Raw genomic sequence first — 21,033 nt, forward strand, 5'->3', positions numbered from 1 at the left:
CGCGGCGGCGTCTGGGTGCGCACCGAACATCGCCGTGGCCCGCGGGCGCCGCCGGCTGCGCGGATCCCCGCCGAATCACCCGGACGCGCAAAGATCCTGCGGTGCGATCAGGAATCCGCCCACGGATCCCCACGTACCCTTGGAGGGTGACAGCGTTCGTCTCAGCCCTCGACCTGTTCTCGATCGGCATCGGCCCCTCGAGTTCGCACACGGTCGGCCCCATGCGCGCAGCGCGCGTCTTCGCCGACGGGTTGGCGGCCGACGGCCGGCTCGACCGGGTGCGACGCGTCACCTGTTCGCTCTACGGGTCGCTCGGCGCGACCGGCCTGGGGCACGGCACGCCCGACGCGGTCGTCGCGGGGCTCGCCGGCCTCGCGCCGCACGACTGCGACCCGGACGACGTCCGGGATGCGTGGGCGCGGCTTGCCGACGGCGCACCGGTGCGCCTCGCGGGCCGTCACGAGATCCGGATGGCGCAGGCGGATGTCTCGCTCGAACCGCGCACGCGCCTGCCCGGCCACCCGAACGCGCTCACCCTCCAGGCGTGGGGCGACGACGACGCGCTCCCCATCGCCGAAGAGACCTACTACTCCGTCGGCGGCGGGTTCATCCGCCGCGACGGCGAGGCGCCCGAGCAGGCCGAGGCGCTGCGGCATCCGCTGCCGTATTCCACCGCCGCCGAACTGCTGGCGCTGTGCGACGAGCACGGCGTGAGCCTGTGCGACGTGGCCCGTCGGAACGAGGTCGCGGTGCACGGCGACGCCGGCATCGATGCGGGCCTCGACGCGATCTGGGATGCGATGGCCGAGTGCGTCTCGCACGGCCTGGCAACCGAGGGCACGCTGCCGGGCGGGCTCAAGGTCAAGCGTCGCGCCTCCGAGGTCCGCCGTCGCCTCGAGGCGTACGACCGCGACGAGCACCTCCGAGACACGTCCACCGAGTGGCTGCACGCGTTCGCGCTGGCCGTCAACGAGGAGAACGCCTCCGGCGGCCGTGTCGTGACCGCCCCCACGAACGGCGCGGCGGGCATCCTCCCAGCGGTCGGGCACTACTACCTGAAGTACGTTCCGGGCGCCGACCGCGCCGGCATCCGTCGCTACCTGCTGACGGCGTCGGCGATCGCGAGCCTCGTGAAGAAGAACGCATCGATCTCAGGTGCAGAGGGCGGATGCCAGGCCGAGGTCGGTTCGGCGTGCGCGATGGCCGCGGGCGGCCTGTGCGCGGTGCTGGGCGGTACGCCGCAGCAGATCGAGAACGCGGCGGAGATCGCGATGGAGCACCACCTCGGTCTCACGTGCGACCCCGTCGCGGGCCTCGTGCAGGTGCCGTGCATCGAACGCAACGCGATCGCCGCCTCGACCGCGGTGTCGGCGGCCCGCCTGGCCCTGCACGGCGACGGCACCCACATCGTCTCGCTCGACACGGTCATCGAGACCATGCGCCAGACCGGGATCGACATGATGACCAAGTACAAGGAGACGAGCGAGGGCGGTCTCGCGGTCAACGTCATCGAGTGCTGACGCCGAGCGTTCTGCCGCGTGTCCCCCGGATGGGTCGCTTTCCGAGAGGGCGCTGATTCTGCGAGGGTTGCCGGGTGGACCCCTACATCGACCCCGGCGTGATCGGCGGCATGGGCATCGCGACCCTGCTGATCGGCGCGCTCATCTACCTCGCCTTCCTCGCCCTCGCCCTCTGGATCGGCTACCTGATCATCAAGGCGGCGGTGCGCAACGGGCTGCGCGAGCACACGATCTGGCTCGAGCAGCGCCGGGGCCCGCTGCGCTGAGCACCCCCGCGGGCCGTTCGGTCAGCAGGCGCAGGCGGTCGCGGGTCCGGTGCCCTCGACGTTCGTGAGCGGGTCGACCGGGCGGTGCGCGCGTCCGCCGTCGTGCTCGAAGGCGAACCCCTCGCGGACCCAGTACTCGAATCCGCCGATCATCTCCTTGACGGGGTGGCCCGACTCGGCGAACGCGAGCGCCGCGCGCGTCGCGCCGTTGCATCCCGGACCCCAGCAGTACACGACGACCGGGGTCCCCGGTTCGATGCGCGCGCCCGCCTCTGCGGCGATGCGGCGCCCGGGAAGGTGGATCGCGCCCGGGATCCGGCCCGCCGCCCAGGCCGCATCGCTGCGGGTGTCGACCAGCACGAAGCCGGGCCGCTCGGCGGCGAGCGCCGCCGCGACGTCGGCGACGTCCGTCTCGTAGGCGAGCCGCCCGCGGAAGTGTCGCACGGCGTCGGCACTCGTGGCGACGTGGTCGAAGAGTGCGGGTGCCGTGGCGGTCGTGTTCGTCATGCCCCGATACTCGCAGCCGACCCGCCCGGCGCGGCGCGGGTGCGGCGGACAACGATGCGCGACTTCCCGCCAAAGCGGGCGGGCGTCAGTCGCCCCGCAGGAACGCCCCGACCGCTGCACCGAGCGCGACGAGGTCCTCGACGTGCGCGAGTTCGCGCGCGGAGTGCATCGACAGCAGCGGCGGGCCGACGTCGACGGTCCGGATCCCGAGTCGCGTCGCGGTCAGCGGTCCGATCGTCGATCCGCACGGGATCGTGTTGTTCGACACGAACTCCTGCGTCGGCACCCCGGCCGCACGGCACGCCGCCGCCCACAACGCCGCACCGGCGGCATCCGTCGCGTACCGCTGGTTCGCGTTGATCTTCAGCAGCGGGCCGCCGCCCAGCACCGGACGGTTCACGGGGTCGTGCCGCTCCGGGTAGTTGGGATGCACCGCGTGGCCGGCGTCGCTCGAGACGTGCCACGACCGGGCGAAGGCGCGCCGCGCATCTTCGACGCCGGCGCCGAGGCCGGACCCGATGCGCGCCAGCACGTCCTCGAGGAACGGCCCGCTCGCACCCGATCGCGACTCCGAACCGAGTTCCTCGTGGTCGAACGCGGCGAGGACGCTGATGTGCTCGGCCGTGCCGTCGACGCTGAGGATGCCGGTCAGCCCGGCGTGCACCGAGGTGAGGTTGTCCATCCGGCCCGACGCGAGGAACGCGTCGTCGCGCCCGAAGCGGGCGGGCGGTGCGGCGTCGACGACGTGCACGTCGTGGCCGACGACGTGCTCGGGGTCGAGGCCGGCGGTCGCGGCGAGGTGGGCGAGGATGTCGGCGGGGTCGCCCGCGGCCTCGACGCCCCAGATCGGCTGGACGTGTCGCTGCTTGTCGAGCGTCAGCCCGTCGTTGTTGACGCCCCGATCGAGGTGGATCGCGAGCTGCGGGATGCGCAGCAGCGCACCGGTCGCCACGAGGTGCGTCGCACCGTCGCGCGTGGCCAGGCGGCCCGCGAGCCGGAGCTCCCGGTCGAGCCAGGAGTTCAGCAGCGGCCCGCCGTAGACCTCGACGTTGGCCTGCGAGAGGCCCGCGGCGCTCGAGGACGGGTTGGGCTTGAGCTTGAACGAGGGCGAGTCGGTGTGCGCGCCGAGGATCCGGAACGGCGTGGTCGGTCCGGCGCCCGCGGGCTGCACCCACGCGATGACGGCCCCGTCGCGGACGACGACCCGGCGGCCGGGCCCGGCCGGCCAGGCGTCGGCCTCCTCGAGGCGTTCGAATCCGGCCTCCTCGAGCCGCCGCGCCGTTTCGGCGGCGGCGTGGTACGACGACGGCGCTGCCGTGACGAATGCGGAGAAGTCCTGGATGGTCGAGTCGACGTCGGGGAGGGCCATCCCCCCATCTTCGCAAACCCGGGCGGGCCGCCGGTTCAGGCGAAGTCCACGACCGCCTGCAGTCGGGCGCGGATCTCCATGACGTCGGCGCCGCCGAGTTGCGGCGAGCCCGGGATGCCCTCGCGGATCGCGCTCGCCAGTCGCGAGCGGCGCACGAGCACGAGCGCGGCACCGCGCGTCGAGCCGCCGACCTCGAGCGGGACCGCGGCGTCGGCGTCGGGGACGACCACGACGAGCGCCGTGGGCTTGACCCGTGCCGGCCGGGTCACCGCCTTCGCGCGCGCGGCGAGCGCACGCATCGGCCGCTCGCCGGCGAGCGGTTCCCCGATGAGTTCCCCGCGCTTGAAGGCGACCGGACCGCCCCAGTCCTCCGACTGGATCGCGATCAGCCCGGTCGGCCCGAGCACGAGATGGTCGAGCTTGGGCGGAAGACCCGCGCCCGCGGCATCCGTCGCGAGGTCGTGCCAGACCGTGTAGGCGATGCCGAGCGTCGAGAGGGTTCGCGCGGTCTCCTCCTCGGCGAGCGCGTCGGCGAGGAGGTGCCGCAGGTCGCGGGGCGCCCGACGCACGAGCGCCGGGTCGTAGGGGTCCTCGAGCGTGACGCCGCGCCCGGCCCATTCGCGGATGAGCTCGAGGTAGCGCTGCCTGGTCCAGCCGCCCGGGTGCCCGTAGGTGCGCGCCAGCGGGCGCGAGTCGCGCCTGGCCCGTGGAGCGGATGGCGCCCACGGCGCGTGCTCGGGCTCGGCCATGCCCGGTCCGCGTCCGCGATCGAACGCCGCGCGGGCCTCGGGCGTGCCGACGAGTTCCCAGGCCCGCTGCACCGCGTGGAAGCGGGCGGCGTCGCCGCCGGTGTCGGGGTGGGCGTGCCGCAAAGCGCGCCGGTAGGCGGTGCGCAGGGTCGCGGCGTCCGCGTCGGCGGCCACGCCGAGGACCTCGTACGGCGAATCGGAGAGCGGGGAGTCGGGCATGTACTCGCTTTCGGTGGGCGTGCACGAGGATACCGCCGTGCGCCGGGATGTCGTTGTGCGCCGGGATGCCGCCGGACGCGCGCGTCAGTCGGCGACGGGCCGCAGCAGGCCGCCCGCGACGAGTTCGCGGGTCGCTGCGGCGAGTTCGGTCCAGAGGTCGCCGGCGTCGACCTCCAGCAGGTGGGCGATCGCGTCGACGAGGACGCCGAGCGGGAGGTCGCCGTCCGCGGCGCCGACGAGCGCGGCGAGCCCGGTCCCCGCGTCCACGACCCGGCCGAACCCGCCGCCCTGCCGCAGCAGGATCACGGTCGGCGCCTCCGCGCCGGGCCAGTGGTGGCGTTCCTCGGTGACGTCCTCGGCGACGGCGACGCGCAGGTCGCGGAGTTCGTCGTCGTCGAGTGCCGCGACCAGGTCGGATGCCGCGAGGCACGCCTCGAGGTGTGCGGCGAGTCCGCCCGTGGTGTCGCCGAGCGGGCCGTGCAGGCGCTCGGTGCGTGCGAGGGATGGGGCGGCGCCGTCGGCAGGGCGCCGCAGCAGCACGTAGCCGAAGCCGACGGCGTCCACGCCGCGATCGGCGAAGTCGTCGAGCCAGGCCGAGTGGAGGGCTTCGAAGGCGGGCGTGCCGGGCCTGGTGCCACCGTCGCGGATCCAGGTCTCGGCGTACTCGCCCGGGTCCTGGCGTTCGCGTTCGACGATCCAGTACTCCAGGCCCGCCCGGGAGGCCCAGTCCGCGATGCGTTCGAGCCCGTCGAGCGGCGCGCCCGCGCGACGGTACTCCCAGTTGCCGAGCAGTTGCGCGATCCCGCCCGCGGCGAGCCGTTCTGCGGCGCCGCGGACGACGGCCTCGACGATGCCGTCGCCGACCATCCCCCCGTCGCGGTACTCGTATTCGGGCACGCCGTGCGCTCGGGGCGTGATGACGAACGGCGGGTTCGACACGATCCGGTCGACCCGGTCGGCGCCGAGCGGTTCGTAGAGGCTTCCGAGCCGGAACTCGATGCCGTCGACCGCGTTGAGCCGCGCGTTCAGGCGGGCGTACCGCAGGGCCCGTTCCGAGATGTCGCTCGCGATCACCCGGTCGCTGAAGCGGGCCGCGTGCATCGCCTGGATGCCGCATCCGGTTCCGAGGTCGAAGCTCGTCCCGACCGGCCGCTGCAGCATGAGCCCGCTGAGCGTCGTCGATGCGCCGCCGACGCCGAGCACGTACCGCTCGGGCAGCGGCCCGCCGGTCGCGAGCTCGCCGGGATCGGACGCGATCCACCAGTTCCCGGTGCCGAGGCGGTCGGTGAAGGCGTAGGGCCTGAGGTCGGCCGTCGGGACCAGCCGGTCCGCGCTCGCGCGGACCAGTCCCAGCCGGACGGCGCGTTCGATCCCGGTCCGCGGCAGCGCGGCGGCGAGGTCGGCGGATGCCACGGGCATGCCGAGCACGAATGCGCGCACGAGCACGGCGAGCCGGCGACGGTCCGCGTGGTCCGCGTGGTCCGCGCCGATCGCGTCGAGGACCCGCAGGGCCGGCACCCGGTGGCCGCGTCGGAGGGCCGCGCCGGGGTGCGTCGCGGCGCCTGCCGTGCCGGACTCCCAGAGCGCTTCGACGCCCTCGACGGTGAAGCCCGCGTCGCCGAGGTCGGCCGCGAGCGCGTCGACCGCTGCGAGGTCGAGGGGCTCATCGGGGGTGGTCATGCGTGTGCCGGTCACGTTCACATTCAACCAGTGGCGGCTCGGGACGATCCGTCACGCGCACGTCACCCGGCGTCCATGCCCGCTGTCGCGGCGTAACCCGCACGACACACGCACCGCGTAGGTTCGGGTTACGATCGGGACCAGCGAGGGGAGGTCGCACATGGCGGAGCAGCGTACGCTCGAGCACCTGCGACAGGATGCGCGCGACGAACTCGCTGCGCTCATCGAACTGCGATGCCGTCTCGGCGAGGACCCGTGGGCGTTCCTGCCGGAGATGCCGTCGGTCGACGAGCAGGTCGTCGCGACGCTCCGCGAGGAGCTCCTGCACACCGACCGGTGGGCTCCGGCGCGGTCCCGCGCGTACCACCCGACGGCGCGGCGCGGGGCTGCCGAGCGCTTCGAGTACGACCTGCTGCGCACGATCGCGCTGGATCACCCGGAGTTGAGCGCCGCGGTGTGGAGCATGATCGACCGGGTGCCCTCGACCTGGTGACGTCCGGTCAGGCGGGCTGCGCGCGCCGTTGGACGCGCATCCAGACGAGGAAACCGGCGATCGTGAACACGCCGTAGAAGAGGTAGAGCAGCGCCGAGGCGTAGTAGCCGGCGCTGACGAGCAGCGGCACGCCGACCACGTCCACCGCGACCCAGATCAGCCAGAACTCGGTCCATCCGCGCGCCATGCCCCAGGTCGCGAGCAGGGACCCGACGAAGATCCACGCGTCGGCCCAGACCGGCTCGAACGAGCCGAGGGCGCGGAAGACGGGCGTGAGCAGGGCGGTCCCGCCGACGAGCAGCACGACGAGCAGGGCCCGCTCGCGCCCGCTCGCCCACCGCGGCCGCACCGCGGGCGCGTCCCGGTCGCCGTGCCGGGTGTGCGACCACCGCAGCCATCCGTACACCGAGACCACGATGAACATGACCTGCCGCGCGGCCTGGCCGAGCAGGTTCACGGGGTTGGGCGTGCCGAACACGGCTCCCAGGAACACCGTGAACAGGAGGACGTTCCCGACGATGCCGACCGGCCACGCCCACACCCTGCGGCGCATGCCGCCGACGGCGGAGGCGAGCCCGAACGCGTTGCCCACGATCTCCCGCCAGAGGACGACCTGTCCGCCGATGACCAGTTGCGCGTCGAACAGCCACTCGATGGGGTTCATCGGGCGTGCGGCGCGCCCGCGCGCGCCCGGAGTCGGCGGACGAGCGCCGCGGCGCCGCGCCACCCGACGAGGAGGACCCCGAGGGTGAGGGTCGCCACGATGACGAACGCGAGCGCGGTCCCCGCCCCGGTCGCGAGGCGGAGCAGCATGCCGAGGGCGAGCGTCGCGACCCACACCACGACACCGGTGGGGAGGACGGCCAGCGGATGGCGCCACCCGCGGATCACGACCCACCCGGCGGCGAGCCCGACCAGGAACGGCCATGCGGTGGCCCAGATACCGGATGCGTCGAGCGTCTCGCTGTGGCTGCCGCGCCCGAGCGCGGCGAAGACGACGACGAGCACGGCGTCGACCGCGATCGCCGCGAGGACCGTGCCGGTCGACGTGCGCTGCGGTCCGGTCGGCGTGCGGTGCGTGGGGGCGGTGCCGCTCATCCGACCATCGTAGGTCGCGTCGGGGCCGGCGCCGCGCGGCGCGTTCACACCTGCTCGGCCACCTCGCGCAGGGCGTCCGCGTCGGTCACCGGCAGGGCGCAGACGAACGAGCGGCACAGGTACGCCGCAGCCGCCCCGTCGCGCAGCCCGCGGCCGGCGAAGAGCTCGAAACCGGCGTCGGCGAACCGCTCGGCCTGCGTTGGGGTGACGATGGCGGTGACGGATGTCGCGAGCCGATGCGCCGCGGTCGCGAGGCCGTCGTCCGCCGACCGGTCCGGGACGACCACGACGAGCTGCGTCAGCGGCGCCTCGAGCCTGGCCATGACCGCGAGCGCACCGCCGAACGCGATGGGCCGAGCGGGAGCGATGCCCGCGACCTGTCGCAGCGTCGCGCCGGCGAGCTCGCGGTAGCGGTCGCCCGCGCCGAGGGCCGCGAGCAGGCGTGCGGCGTCGGCGCACGCGGTGGCGCCCGACGGGGTCGCGCCTTCGGAGGGGTCGTCGGCGAAGCCGAGTCCTCGCGCCGCGAGCACGGGGTCTGCGCCGCCCGGGGCGGCGAACGGAACGCCCGCGGCGTTCGCGTCCTCCGGGTCGCCGCCGATGTCCTGCCGCGCGTTGGCGGCGGCGGATGCCGCGTCGACGAGGTCGCGTGCGGCGATCGCGTACCGCACCTCGCCGGTCGCGAGCGCGAGCCGCACGAGCCCGCCGGCGAGCATGCCGGTGTCTTCGAGTGTGGCGGGCGCGGTGGATGGCACGCCGTCGAGGGAGGCGCGCACGAGCGTCCCGTCGGATCCGACGTGGTCGGCGAGCATGCGGTCGGCCGCGCGGCGCGCGGCGTCCAGCACGGCCGGCTGGTCGAAGACGACGGCCGCGCGGGCGAGCGCGCCGATCGCGAGCCCGTTCCACCCGGTGAGCAGCTTCGCATCGATCGCCGGGGGTTCGAGTTCCGCGCGCCCCGCGGCGTCGCGTCGGTAGTAGCCGCCCTCGTCGCGGCGACCGTCGATCGTGCTCTCGGAGTCCTGGGCGCTCGCGAATCCGCCGCCGGGCACCTGCAGGCGTTCGGTGACGAATCCCACGATGCCGTGGGCGAGCGGTTCGAGGAACGCGGGTGCGTCCTCGCTGCTCGCGAGTTCGGCTGCCACGCCCAGCAGGAGCGCGTTGTCGGTGAGCATCCGTTCGTAGTGCGGTTCGCTCCAGTCGGCGCGCGTCGCGTAGCGGAAGAAGCCCCCTTCGACGGGGTCCCGCAGTGGCGATGCGCCCATGCGGTGCAGGGTGCGCGTCGCGAGCGCACGCCCGTCGGGTCCGGATGCCGCCAGGAAGTCGAGCACGGGTGCGACGGGGAACTTGGGTGCCCCGCCGAACCCGCCGTGGACGGCGTCCTCGTCGGCGGCGAGGAGCTCGACCGCGCGGTCGAGCTCGGTGCGTGCCGGCAGGTCGCCCGTGAGTCGGGCAGCGGATGCCGCGCCGAGCGCGTCGGCGACGGCCGCCGCGGTCCGGTCGAGGTCGCTGCGCCGCTCGCGCCAGGCTTCGTCGACCGCGTCGAGGACGTCGGTGAACGCGGGCATGCCCTGCACGGCGCGCGGCGGGAAGTAGGTGCCGGCGTAGAAGGGCCGGCCGTCGGGCCGTGCGAACACGGTCAGCGGCCAGCCGAGCTGCCGGGTGAAGGCGGATGCCGCGGCGAGGTAGCTCGCGTCGACTTCCGGATGCTCCTCGCGGTCGACCTTGATCGCGACGAACCGCGAGTTGACTGCGGCGCCGACCGCGGGGTCGCTGAAGCTCTCGCGAGCCATGACGTGGCACCAGTGGCAGGTGGCGTAGCCGATCGAGATCAGCACGGGGACCTCGCGGCGGAGGGCCTCGTCGAAGGCCTCCTCGCCCCACGGGTACCAGTCGACGGGATTGTCGGCGTGGGCTCGGAGGTACGGGCTGAGGGCGTGCGCGAGTCGGTTCCCCATCGACCCAGCGTACGCAGTCGAGGCGGTCGCCGCCCGTGCTCGTGCGGGTGGGTGGAACGACAGAAGAGCCACCCTCCGGCGTTCGTTGTTGAACGTGGTGGGTGGCTCTTCTGGATGTTGTGTCCGGCGGTGTCCTACTCTCCCACAGGGTCGCCCCTGCAGTACCATCGGCGCTGCGAGTCTTAGCTTCCGGGTTCGGAATGTGTCCGGGCGTTTCCCTCGCGCTATGGCCGCCGAAACTCTAGAACCAACATGCTCCCCGACCCGTCACCCCCGGCTGTGTGCGGGGTGGGTGGGGTGTTGGTGGTCTCGGTCCCCCCTGGTGTCCCGCCGCGCGCCTGTCCGGGCGGTTGGTGGGGTGGGGGTGTCGCTGTGTTGTTATGTGTGTGTTTCCGTCTGAAGGGAACCACAGAGTGGACGCGAGTCACCTTGGCCACACACCACCGCCTTGAAACGTGGTGTGTGTAGTGATTATCAAGTTATCGGCATATTAGTACCAGTCAGCTGCACACCTTGCGGTGCTTCCACATCTGGCCTATCAACCCAGTCGTCTGGCTGGGAGCCTCTCCCCCCGAAGGGGATGGAAATCTCATCTCGAGGCCGGCTTCCCGCTTAGATGCTTTCAGCGGTTATCCATCCCGAACGTAGCTAACCAGCGGTGCTCCTGGCGGAACAACTGGCACACCAGAGGTTCGTCCAACCCGGTCCTCTCGTACTAGGGTCAGATCCTCTCAAATTTCCTGCGCGCGCAGAGGATAGGGACCGAACTGTCTCACGACGTTCTAAACCCAGCTCGCGTACCGCTTTAATGGGCGAACAGCCCAACCCTTGGGACCTACTCCAGCCCCAGGATGCGACGAGCCGACATCGAGGTGCCAAACCATGCCGTCGATATGGACTCTTGGGCAAGATCAGCCTGTTATCCCCGAGGTACCTTTTATCCGTTGAGCGACAGCGCTTCCACAAGCCACTGCCGGATCACTAGTCCCGACTTTCGTCCCTGCTCGACCTGTCAGTCTCACAGTCAAGCTCCCTTGTGCACTTACACTCGCCACCTGATTGCCAACCAGGTTGAGGGAACCTTTGGGCGCCTCCGTTACTCTTTGGGAGGCAACCGCCCCAGTTAAACTACCCACCAGGCACTGTCCCTGAACCGGATCACGGTTCGAAGTTAGATATCCAGAGTGACCAGAGTGGTATTTCAACAATGACTCCACGAACACTGGCGTGCCCGCTTCACAGTCTCCCACCTATCCTACACAAGCCACACCGAACACCAATACCAAGCTGTAGTAAAGGTCACGGGGTCTTTCCGTCCTTCTGCGCGTAACGAGCATCTTTACTCGTAATGCAATTTCGCCGAGTTCGCGGTTGAGACAGCTGGGAAGTCGTTACGCCATTCGTGCAGGTCGGAACTTACCCGACAAGGAATTTCGCTACCTTAGGATGGTTATAGTTACCACCGCCGTTTACTGGGGCTTAACTTCTCAGCTTCGCACCGAAGTGCTAACCGTTCCGCTTAACCTTCCAGCACCGGGCAGGCGTCAGTCCGTATACATCGTCTTGCGACTTGGCACGGACCTGTGTTTTTAGTAAACAGTCGCTTCCCACTGGTCTCTGCGGCCTTCAACGCTTCCCCCAGCAAGTGGGTTCACGTATCCGGCCCCCCTTCTCCCGAAGTTACGGGGGCATTTTGCCGAGTTCCTTAACCACGATTCTCTCGATCTCCTCGGTATTCTCTACCTGACCACCTGAGTCGGTTTGGGGTACGGGCGGCTGGAACCTCGCGTCGATGCTTTTCTCGGCAGCATAGGATCACCCACTTTTCATCCGCATCACGTCTCAGCCTTGTGTGACTCCCGGATTTGCCTAGGAGTCGGCCTACACGCTTGCCCCGGGACAACCATCGCCCGGGCTGGGCTACCTTCCTGCGTCACACCTGTTATCACGCTCACTCCACCAGACGGGGTCGCATGCCGCCACACGATCGCCCCCGAAGGGGTCCACGTGTCTTGGGATGCTTAGCACTCCTGGTCTCGTGTGGGCGGTTCTTCGCCGGTACGGGAATATCAACCCGTTGTCCATCGACTACGCCTGTCGGCCTCGCCTTAGGTCCCGACTTACCCAGGGCAGATTAGCTTGACCCTGGAACCCTTGGTCTTCCGGAGGACGGGTTTCTCACCCGTCTTTCGCTACTCATGCCTGCATTCTCACTCGTGTGCCGTCCACGGCTGGTTTCCACCGCCGCTTCACTCGGCACACGACGCTCTCCTACCCATCACCACGACTGGACCACGAAGGCCTATCGATATGCGGTAATGCCACGACTTCGGTGGCGTGCTTGAGCCCCGTTACATTGTCGGCGCGGAATCACTTGACCAGTGAGCTATTACGCACTCTTTCAAGGGTGGCTGCTTCTAAGCCAACCTCCTGGTTGTCTGTGCAACTCCACATCCTTTCCCACTTAGCACGCGCTTAGGGACCTTAGTCGGTGGTCTGGGTTGTTTCCCTCTCGACGATGAAGCTTATCCCCCACCGTCTCACTGCTGCGCTCTCACTTACCGGCATTCGGAGTTTGGCTGACGTCAGTAACCTGTTGAGGCCCATCGGCCATCCAGTAGCTCTACCTCCGGCAAGAAACACGCAACGCTGCACCTAAATGCATTTCGGAGAGAACCAGCTATCACGAAGTTTGATTGGCCTTTCACCCCTATCCACAGCTCATCCCCTCAGTTTTCAACCTAAGTGGGTTCGGTCCTCCACGACGTCTTACCGTCGCTTCAACCTGGCCATGGATAGATCACTTCGCTTCGGGTCTAGAACCTGCGACTCAAACGCCCTATTCAGACTCGCTTTCGCTACGGCTACCCCACACGGGTTAACCTCGCCACAGATCACTAACTCGCAGGCTCATTCTTCAAAAGGCACGCCGTCACCCCAACAAAGGAGGCTCCGACGGTTTGTAAGCAAACGGTTTCAGGTACTCTTTCACTCCCCTCCCGGGGTACTTTTCACCTTTCCCTCACGGTACTTGTCCGCTATCGGTCATCTGGGAGTATTTAGGCTTATCAGGTGGTCCTGACAGATTCACACGGGATTTCTCGGGCCCCGTGCTACTTGGGATCCCTCTCCGGCCGGCCGGGCATTTCAGCTACGGGACTCACACCCACTCTGGTCCGGCATTCAAACCGGTTCGCCTATACCCGACGCGTCACCGTGGTCGACCGGCAGATCGACCCGAAAGGTCCCACAACCCCGACCATGCAACCCCTGCCGGGTATCACACATGACCGGTTTAGCCTCATCCGCTTTCGCTCGCCACTACTCACGGAATCACGGTTGTTTTCTCTTCCTGTGGGTACTGAGATGTTTCACTTCCCCACGTTCCCTCTACCCGCCCTATACATTCAGGCGGGAGTCACCAGGTCACCCGAAGGGCCTGGCGGGGTTTCCCCATTCGGAAATCCTCGGATCACGGCTCGTTTATCAACTCCCCGAGGCTTATCGCAGATTACGACGTCCTTCTTCGGCTCCAGATGCCAAGGCATCCACCGTTTGCTCTTAGAAACTTGAAAATCACATGAGTTCGATCAAAATTGACCAGTGAATACGCCAAACAGCCACCCCGAAAGGCAGCCACCTGACGACTCACCTTTGTGACCCAACATCCCGAAGGACATTGAATCTAAGATGCTCGCGTCCACTATGTAGTTCTCAACAGACGGACAGAACCCCCACCCCCACCAGCAACCGCCGGCTTCGATGAAGGCCTGAACAGGGAAACCATCCCCGACCACAGGGCACCCGAAGACACCCAAGGCCATGTCCGGTCCCTCAGGACCCAACAGCGTGCACGCACCCAACCCGACAACCCCGGTCGTTCCAACCACCCCGAAGAGCGGCGTACTGAACCAGAACCATCAGCCTGGACGCCTATGTCAATGTTCCACCCACGAGCACCCAGCAGACACGTTCGGTCTGATCTGGGACTCCTGGAACCAGAAACCTGGTCCAGTGCTCCTTAGAAAGGAGGTGATCCAGCCGCACCTTCCGGTACGGCTACCTTGTTACGACTTAGTCCTAATCACCGATCCCACCTTCGACGGCTCCCTCCACAAGGGTTAGGCCACCGGCTTCGGGTGTTACCGACTTTCATGACTTGACGGGCGGTGTGTACAAGGCCCGGGAACGTATTCACCGCAGCGTTGCTGATCTGCGATTACTAGCGACTCCGACTTCATGAGGTCGAGTTGCAGACCTCAATCCGAACTGAGACCGGCTTTTTGGGATTCGCTCCGCCTTACGACATCGCAGCCCTTTGTACCGGCCATTGTAGCATGCGTGAAGCCCAAGACATAAGGGGCATGATGATTTGACGTCATCCCCACCTTCCTCCGAGTTGACCCCGGCAGTCTCACATGAGTCCCCACCATAACGTGCTGGCAACATGCGACGAGGGTTGCGCTCGTTGCGGGACTTAACCCAACATCTCACGACACGAGCTGACGACAACCATGCACCACCTGTAACCGAGTGTCCAAAGAGTTCCACATTTCTGCGGCGTTCTCGGTCATGTCAAGCCTTGGTAAGGTTCTTCGCGTTGCATCGAATTAATCCGCATGCTCCGCCGCTTGTGCGGGCCCCCGTCAATTCCTTTGAGTTTTAGCCTTGCGGCCGTACTCCCCAGGCGGGGCGCTTAATGCGTTAGCTACGACACGGAAACCGTGGAAAGGTCCCCACATCTAGCGCCCAACGTTTACGGCGTGGACTACCAGGGTATCTAATCCTGTTCGCTCCCCACGCTTTCGCTCCTCAGCGTCAGTAAGTGCCCAGAGACCTGCCTTCGCCATCGGTGTTCCTCCTGATATCTGCGCATTCCACCGCTACACCAGGAATTCCAGTCTCCCCTACACCACTCAAGTTTGCCCGTACCCACTGCAGGCCCGAGGTTGAGCCTCGGGATTTCACAGCAGACGCGACAAACCGCCTACGAGCTCTTTACGCCCAATAATTCCGGACAACGCTCGGACCCTACGTATTACCGCGGCTGCTGGCACGTAGTTAGCCGGTCCTTTTTCTCCAGGTACCGTCAAGCCCGAAGGCCCTTCTTCCCTGACAAAAGCGGTTTACAACCCGAAGGCCGTCATCCCGCACGCGGCGTTGCTGCATCAGGCTTGCGCCCATTGTGCAATATTCCCCACTGCTGCCTCCCGTAGGAGTCTGGGCCGTGTCTCAGTCCCAGTGTGGCCGGTCACCCTCTCAGGCCGGCTACCCGTCGACGCCTTGGTGAGCCATTACCTCACCAACAAGCTGATAGGCCGCGAGTCCATCCCCAACCGAAAAACTTTCCACCAAACCCCATGCGGGGAAAGGTCATATCCGGTATTAGACGTCGTTTCCAACGCTTATCCCAGAGTCAGGGGCAGGTTACTCACGTGTTACTCACCCGTTCGCCACTAATCCACCCAGCAAGCTGGGCCTCATCGTTCGACTTGCATGTGTTAAGCACGCCGCCAGCGTTCGTCCTGAGCCAGGATCAAACTCTCCAAAAAAAATGGTTCCCAACACCCCGAAAGGCGTCAGGGAGTTCAAATCACTGACAGAGAAACAACTGACTTACAAAAATCAAATTGTCCATCAATCAAAGGAAACCCATCCCCTCCCGAAAGAGGAAACACGGGATTCAAAAAATTGGCATTGAACATAGTGCACGCTGTTGAGTTCTCAAGGAACGGACGCACCCGACAGGCCTTCTCGAATCCGAGGCGACCCCGTCAGGGCAACTTCCCTACTGTACCACGCCCACCTGCGGATCCGATCCGCCCCGGCGAAGCCGGCACGAGGTCGAGGCCACGAAGCGAACGCCCTGGGGCTTCGCCTTCGAGGAGGTGTGGAATCGTCATCTTAGGCTTGAAGCAACCGAGTCGCAATGGAGCGCCTTCGAGGCTGTTTGGCTAAGAGCTTTCCGCTTCGCCCGGGGCTCTCGCTCCCGGCCGCCGCGGCGACGGGTTCAACCATACGCAGCGCCGCGGCGCCGCCACAAATCGGCCTCGGATCCCGCGCGTGTCGCGGCATCCGCCCGCCAGGACCCAGGGCCTGGCCGCCGGGCCGAACCCCCGATCAGGGGCCGATCGCTCAGCCGAAGTGCTGGGGGTCGGGTCCGAGGCGACCGGCGCGCTCGATGGCCGTGATCCGGTCCATCTCGTCCTCGGAGAGCGCGAAGTCGAGCACGTCGAAGTTCTCGGCCATGCGCTCGCGGCGGTTCGACTTCGGGAAGACGATGAACCCCCGCTGCAGGTGCCAACGGATGACGACCTGGGCCGGCGTCCTGCCGTGGGCCTCCGCCGGCTCCGTGACCTCGGGCATCTCGAGCAGCGGGTACTTGCCCTGGCCGAGCGGACCCCACGACTGGACGGCGATGCCGTGCTCGGCGGCGTACTCGACCACCTCCGGCTGCTGGTGCGCGGGGTGCAGTTCGATCTGGTCGACCGCCGGCACGACGTCGGTCTCGTCCCGGAGCCGCTCGAGGTGCGGGACCATGAAGTTCGAGACGCCGATCGATCGTGCACGCCCCGATTCCCGGATCCGCTCGAGTGCACGCCACGACTCGACGTACCTGTCCTGCGCGGGCACCGGCCAGTGGATCAGGTAGAGGTCGACGTGCTCGAGGCCGAGCCGGTCCAGGCTTGCCTCGAACGCGTCGAACGCCGACTGCGTTCCCTGGTCGTCGTTCCACAGCTTGGTCGTGATGAACAGCTCCTCGCGGGGCAGGCCCGAGGCGGCCACGGCACGCCCGACCCCCTCCTCGTTGCCGTAGATGCGGGCGGTGTCGAGGTGTCGGTAGCCGATCTCGAGGGCGTCGGCGACGATGCGCTCGGTCTCGGTCGGCTCCACCTTGAAGACGCCGAAGCCGAGCTGCGGGATCGAGTGGCCGTCGTCGAGCTGGATGCGCGGCACGCGGTTCGCGGAGTTCTGGGTCATGCCGACATGCAACACGCTTCGGCTCCGAGTTCCATCCCCTGTTCGCCCGACGCGAACGGGTGGACGCGGCATCCGATCACCGCCGCACGGGACGGCGAACGCGAGGAGGGTTGCGGCCGCCCGCCGCTAGCATGGAGGGCTATGCCCGCGCCCGTCCCCGCCACGATCACGTACCCGGCCGACCTGCCGGTCAGCGGTCGACGCGACGACATCGCGCGCGCCATCCGCGACCACCAGGTCGTCATCGTCGCGGGCGCGACCGGCTCGGGCAAGACCACGCAGCTGCCGAAGATCTGCCTCGAGCTCGGGCGCGAGTCGATCGCGCACACGCAGCCCCGCCGCATCGCGGCGCGGACCATCGCCGAGCGGGTCTCCCACGAACTCGGCGTCGAGCTCGGCGACCTCGTCGGCTACCAGGTGCGGTTCACCGACCGAGCGAGCGAGGCGACGCGCATCAAGGTCATGACCGACGGCATCCTCCTCAACGAGATCCACCGCGACCGCGACCTGCGCCGCTACGACACGATCATCATCGACGAGGCGCACGAGCGCAGCCTCAACATCGACTTCCTGCTCGGCTACCTCAAGCGGCTCCTCCCCCGCCGCCCCGACCTGCGCGTGATCATCACGAGCGCGACGATCGACCCTGAGAGCTTCGCCGCGCACTTCGCCGGCGGCTCGGGCGAGCCTGCCCCGATCATCGAGGTGTCCGGGCGCACCTACCCGGTCGAGGTGCGGTACCGCCCGCTCGTCGCCGAGTCCGCCGGGTCGGGCTCGGGCGAGGGCGACGACGACGAGGGCGCCGCCGCTGAGGACCGCGACGTGCAGCGGGGCATCCTCGACGCACTCGACGAACTCGGGCGCGAAGCGCCCGGCGACGTGCTCGTGTTCCTCTCGGGCGAGAGCGAGATCCGCGACGCCGAGGCCGCGGTGCGGGCGCACGCGCAGCGGCGCGGCGCAGCCGACGTGACCGAGGTGCTGCCCCTCTACGGGCGGCTCTCCTCGGCCGACCAGCACCGCGTGTTCGAACCGTCGAAGATCCCGGGGCTCCGGCGCAGGGTCGTCCTCGCGACGAACGTCGCCGAGACCAGCCTCACGGTGCCCGGCATCCGCTACGTCATCGACGCGGGCACCGCGCGCATCAGCCGGTACTCGGCGCGCTCGAAGGTGCAGCGGCTCCCGATCGAGCCGATCTCGCAGGCCTCGGCGAACCAGCGCTCGGGCCGTTCGGGGCGTACGAGCGACGGCATCGCCATCCGCCTGTACTCCGAGGACGACTTCGACGGCCGCCCCGAATTCACCGACCCCGAGGTCCTGCGCACCAACCTCGCCGCCGTCATCCTGCAGATGGCCTCGCTCGGGCTCGGCGCGGTCGAGGACTTTCCGTTCCTCACCCCGCCGGATGCCCGCGGCATTCGCGACGGCATCGACCTCCTGCGCGAGCTCGGGGCGATCGACGAAGCGGATGCCGCGGCCGGCCCGCAACTGACCCGTGTCGGCCGCCAGCTCGCCCGCCTGCCGATCGAACCCCGGTTCGCGCGCATGGTGCTCGAGTCGAAGGCGCAGGGCGTGAGCCGCGACGTGCTCGCGATCGTCGCGGGCCTGACGATCCAGGACCCGCGCGAGCGCCCGCTCGAACGCCGCGAGCAGGCCGACGAGCTGCATCGCCGGTTCGTCGACCCGACGAGCGACTTCCTGACGCTCCTGAACCTCTGGAACCACCTCGAGCAGCAGCAGCGCGAGCTCTCGGGCAGCGCGTTCCGGCGCATGTGCCGGAACGAGTTCCTCAACTACCTCCGCGTGCGCGAATGGCAGGACCTGTACCGTCAGCTCGTGCGCCTGGCGAAGCCGCTCGGGCTGCACGTCGCGAGCGAGGCGGGCCCACCGAACCCCGACGGCATCCACCGCGCACTGCTCGCGGGCCTGCTCTCGCACATCGGCATCCGCGACGACAGCCGCACCGGGAGCGGCCGCGGCGGCGCCGGCGGCCAGCGCGACGGGGAACGCCGCGGGCGCCGCCCTCAGGCCGAGTTCCTCGGCGCGCGCAACGCGCGCTTCGTGGCGTTCCCGGGATCGGCACTGGCGAAGAAGCCGCCGGCCGCGATCATGGCCGCCGAACTCGTCGAGACGAGCCGCCTGTTCGCCCGCACCGCCGCCGCGATCGATCCGGCGTGGGCCGAGCAGCTCGCCGGCCCGCTCGCGAAGCGCTCGTTCTCGGCCCCGCGCTGGGAGCGACGCCAGGGGTCCGCGGTCGCCGACGAGAAGGTGCTGCTGTTCGGCGTGCCGATCATCCCGAAGCGCCGCATCCAGCTCGCACGCGTCGACGCCCCGCTCGCGCGGGAGCTGTTCATCCGGCACGCGCTCGTCGAGGAGGACTGGGACTTCAGCCGGCTGGACAAGCGGGTGTTCGCCTTCGTCCGCCGCAACCGCGAGCTGCGCCGGGAGCTCGGCGAACTCGAGGAGCGGACGCGCCGTCGCGACGTGCTCGCGGGCGACGCGGCGGTCGTCGCGTTCTACGAGCTGCGGGTCCCGGCGGATGCCACCGACGCGCGGGCGTTCGAACGCTGGTGGCGCGCCGAGCACCGGCGCAGCCCCGACCTGCTCACGATGAGCGCGCGCGACCTCGTCGGCGAGGACGACGTGCACGCCGACGACGGGTTCCCCGACCGGTGGCGCCAGGGCGACCAGACGCTGACCCTGAAGTACCGGTTCGAGCCGGGCGCCGAGGACGACGGCGTGAGCGTGGTCGTCCCGCTCGTGCTGCTGCCGCGACTCGAGCCGTCCGGATTCGACTGGCAGGTGCCGGGGCTGCGCGACGAGCTCGTCACCGCGATGCTCCGGACCCTGCCGAAGGTGCTGCGCCGCCAGGTCGTGCCCGCTGCGGAGTGGGCGGCGAAGATCGGGGCGGAGCTTCCCGAGGGTCCGGAGTCGGGTGCGGCGCGCGACGCGTTCGCCGACACCGTCGCGGCCGTCGTCAAGCGGCTCACGTACGCCCCAGTCACGGCGGAGGACTTCGACCTGGATCGGCTTCCGCCGCACCTGCGCGTGACGTTCCGGGCGGTCGACGAACGCGGGCGCACGGTCGGCGCGGGCAAGGACCTCGGCGAGCTGCAGTCGCGGCTCGCCGACCGGGCCGGCCGCGCAGTGGCGATCGCAGCGGGCGGGCTCGAGCCGCGGGCCGATCCAGCGCCGGGCGCGGATGCCGACGGCGCGGAGCGCCGGGATCGATCGCCCCGGCCACGGGGTGCGGGCGCACGCGACGCGGGCCCCGAGGCGCGGTCCGGTCTCACGGCCTGGGAGTGGGACGAGCTGCCCGAGCACGTCGACACCCGCCAGGCCGGCAACCTGATCCGGGCGTACCCCGCCCTGGTCGACGAGGGCGGCTCGGTCGCGCTCCGGCTCGTCGCGACGGAGGACGAACGCGATCGCGCGTCCCGCCGCGGCATCCGTCGTCTGCTGATCCTCGCCACGCCGTCCCCGGTCGCGTATGTGCAGGAGCACCTCTCGAACCAGGAGAAGCTCGCGCTCGCCTCGAGCGCGTACGCCGGGCCACGGGCCCTGCTCGACGACTGCCTCGCGGCGGTCGTCGACGCCGAACTCCGCGAACGGCACCCCGACGGGCTGCTGTGGACCCGCACCGAGTTCGAGGCCGCCCGGGACGCCGTCGCCGGCCGGGTGATGGACCGCATGTTCGAGACCGTCGCGCTCGTGTCGAAGGTCCTCGTCGCAGCCCGCGAGGCCGATCGCGCGATCGCGAAGGCGTCGAGCCTGCACCTCATGGCAGCGCTCGCCGACGCCCGCACGGGCCTCGAGGGCTTGGTGCCCTCGGGTTTCGTGTCGGCCACCGGGCTCGACCGGCTCCGGCACCTGCCGCGCTACCTCGAGGCCGTCACGGTGCGGGTGCGGCGGCTCCAGGAGAACCCCGGCCGCGACCGCCAGCTCATGACCGAGTTCGACCAGGCCCGGACGGCCTTCGAGAAGGCCGGCGGCACGATCCCGATCGACCCCGAGGCATCCGCCCGGCTCGTCCGGGTCCGCTGGCTGCTCGAGGAACTGCGCGTGGGGCTGTTCGCGCAGGAGCTGCGCACCTCCGAGACGGTCTCGGTCAAGCGGATCGCGAGGGCCCTGACCGAGTGATCGCGAGGGCGTCTCGGCCCGGGCCGGCGTCGTCGCGGTCGGGCTCGCGGTCGCCGTCGGGC

General features: G+C 69.1%; 12 protein-coding genes and 3 rRNA genes. 4 read left to right on the forward strand and 11 right to left on the reverse strand.

What is annotated here, in order from left to right; all coding sequences use genetic code 11:
* Window positions 1-146 precede the first annotated feature (146 nt).
* Window positions 147-1,520 carry an L-serine ammonia-lyase gene (locus DSM26151_RS10490; RefSeq protein ID WP_234659499.1) on the forward strand — a complete coding sequence of 458 codons (1,374 nt, stop codon included), beginning with the start codon at window positions 147-149 and terminating at the stop codon, window positions 1,518-1,520.
* Between the two features lie 74 nt (window positions 1,521-1,594).
* Window positions 1,595-1,786 (forward strand): hypothetical protein, encoded by a 192-nt coding sequence (locus DSM26151_RS10495; protein ID WP_234659500.1) that lies wholly within the window; start codon window positions 1,595-1,597, stop codon window positions 1,784-1,786.
* 21 nt (window positions 1,787-1,807) lie between these two features.
* Here DSM26151_RS10495 and DSM26151_RS10500 read toward each other — a convergent pair whose 3' ends face one another.
* The 4 genes from DSM26151_RS10500 to DSM26151_RS10515 all read right to left on the reverse strand — a co-directional run bounded on the left by DSM26151_RS10500 (window position 1,808) and on the right by DSM26151_RS10515 (window position 6,310).
* On the reverse strand, window positions 1,808-2,293 hold the full coding sequence (locus tag DSM26151_RS10500; protein WP_234659501.1) for a rhodanese-like domain-containing protein: 486 nt from the start codon (window positions 2,291-2,293) through the stop codon (window positions 1,808-1,810).
* 85 nt (window positions 2,294-2,378) lie between these two features.
* Window positions 2,379-3,662 (reverse strand): M18 family aminopeptidase, encoded by a 1,284-nt coding sequence (locus tag DSM26151_RS10505; protein ID WP_234659502.1) that lies wholly within the window; start codon window positions 3,660-3,662, stop codon window positions 2,379-2,381.
* 35 nt (window positions 3,663-3,697) lie between these two features.
* Window positions 3,698-4,630, reverse strand: a complete 933-nt coding sequence (locus tag DSM26151_RS10510) for a J domain-containing protein (protein ID WP_234659503.1) — start codon at window positions 4,628-4,630, stop codon at window positions 3,698-3,700.
* A gap of 84 nt (window positions 4,631-4,714) precedes the next feature.
* Window positions 4,715-6,310, reverse strand: coding sequence for a DUF7059 domain-containing protein (locus DSM26151_RS10515; RefSeq protein ID WP_234661872.1), 1,596 nt, complete (start codon window positions 6,308-6,310; stop codon window positions 4,715-4,717).
* 160 nt (window positions 6,311-6,470) lie between these two features.
* On the opposite strand from DSM26151_RS10515, the gene DSM26151_RS10520 reads away from it, so the two are divergent.
* Window positions 6,471-6,803 (forward strand): hypothetical protein, encoded by a 333-nt coding sequence (locus tag DSM26151_RS10520; RefSeq protein WP_234659504.1) that lies wholly within the window; start codon window positions 6,471-6,473, stop codon window positions 6,801-6,803.
* 7 nt (window positions 6,804-6,810) lie between these two features.
* Here DSM26151_RS10520 and pnuC read toward each other — a convergent pair whose 3' ends face one another.
* From pnuC to DSM26151_RS10555, 7 genes are all read right to left on the reverse strand, one after another.
* On the reverse strand, window positions 6,811-7,467 hold the full coding sequence (pnuC, locus tag DSM26151_RS10525; protein WP_234659505.1) for a nicotinamide riboside transporter PnuC: 657 nt from the start codon (window positions 7,465-7,467) through the stop codon (window positions 6,811-6,813).
* A complete protein-coding gene (locus DSM26151_RS10530; protein WP_234659506.1) occupies window positions 7,464-7,901 on the reverse strand; it encodes a DUF3054 domain-containing protein in 438 nt (145 codons plus the stop codon). Before DSM26151_RS10530 ends, pnuC begins: the two co-directional genes overlap by 4 nt.
* 44 nt (window positions 7,902-7,945) lie before the next feature.
* Entirely contained in the window at window positions 7,946-9,853 is a 1,908-nt protein-coding gene (locus DSM26151_RS10535) for a thioredoxin domain-containing protein (RefSeq protein ID WP_234659507.1), read from the reverse strand.
* A 121-nt stretch (window positions 9,854-9,974) separates the two neighbouring features.
* Window positions 9,975-10,091: ribosomal RNA gene (gene rrf, locus DSM26151_RS10540) — 5S ribosomal RNA — on the reverse strand.
* Between the two features lie 232 nt (window positions 10,092-10,323).
* Window positions 10,324-13,428 (reverse strand): 23S ribosomal RNA (locus tag DSM26151_RS10545).
* Between the two features lie 450 nt (window positions 13,429-13,878).
* Window positions 13,879-15,405: ribosomal RNA gene (locus DSM26151_RS10550) — 16S ribosomal RNA — on the reverse strand.
* The 16S, 23S and 5S rRNA genes sit together here, the layout of an rRNA operon.
* Window positions 15,406-15,988: 583 nt before the next feature.
* A complete protein-coding gene (locus DSM26151_RS10555) occupies window positions 15,989-16,834 on the reverse strand; it encodes an aldo/keto reductase (RefSeq protein WP_234659508.1) in 846 nt (281 codons plus the stop codon).
* A gap of 141 nt (window positions 16,835-16,975) precedes the next feature.
* Between DSM26151_RS10555 and hrpA the strand changes: the two genes are divergently transcribed.
* Window positions 16,976-20,971, forward strand: coding sequence for an ATP-dependent RNA helicase HrpA (hrpA, locus tag DSM26151_RS10560; protein WP_234659509.1), 3,996 nt, complete (start codon window positions 16,976-16,978; stop codon window positions 20,969-20,971).
* Window positions 20,972-21,033 lie beyond the last annotated feature (62 nt).

The organism is Agromyces marinus (assembly GCF_021442325.1).
Taxonomy (GTDB): domain Bacteria; phylum Actinomycetota; class Actinomycetes; order Actinomycetales; family Microbacteriaceae; genus Agromyces; species Agromyces marinus.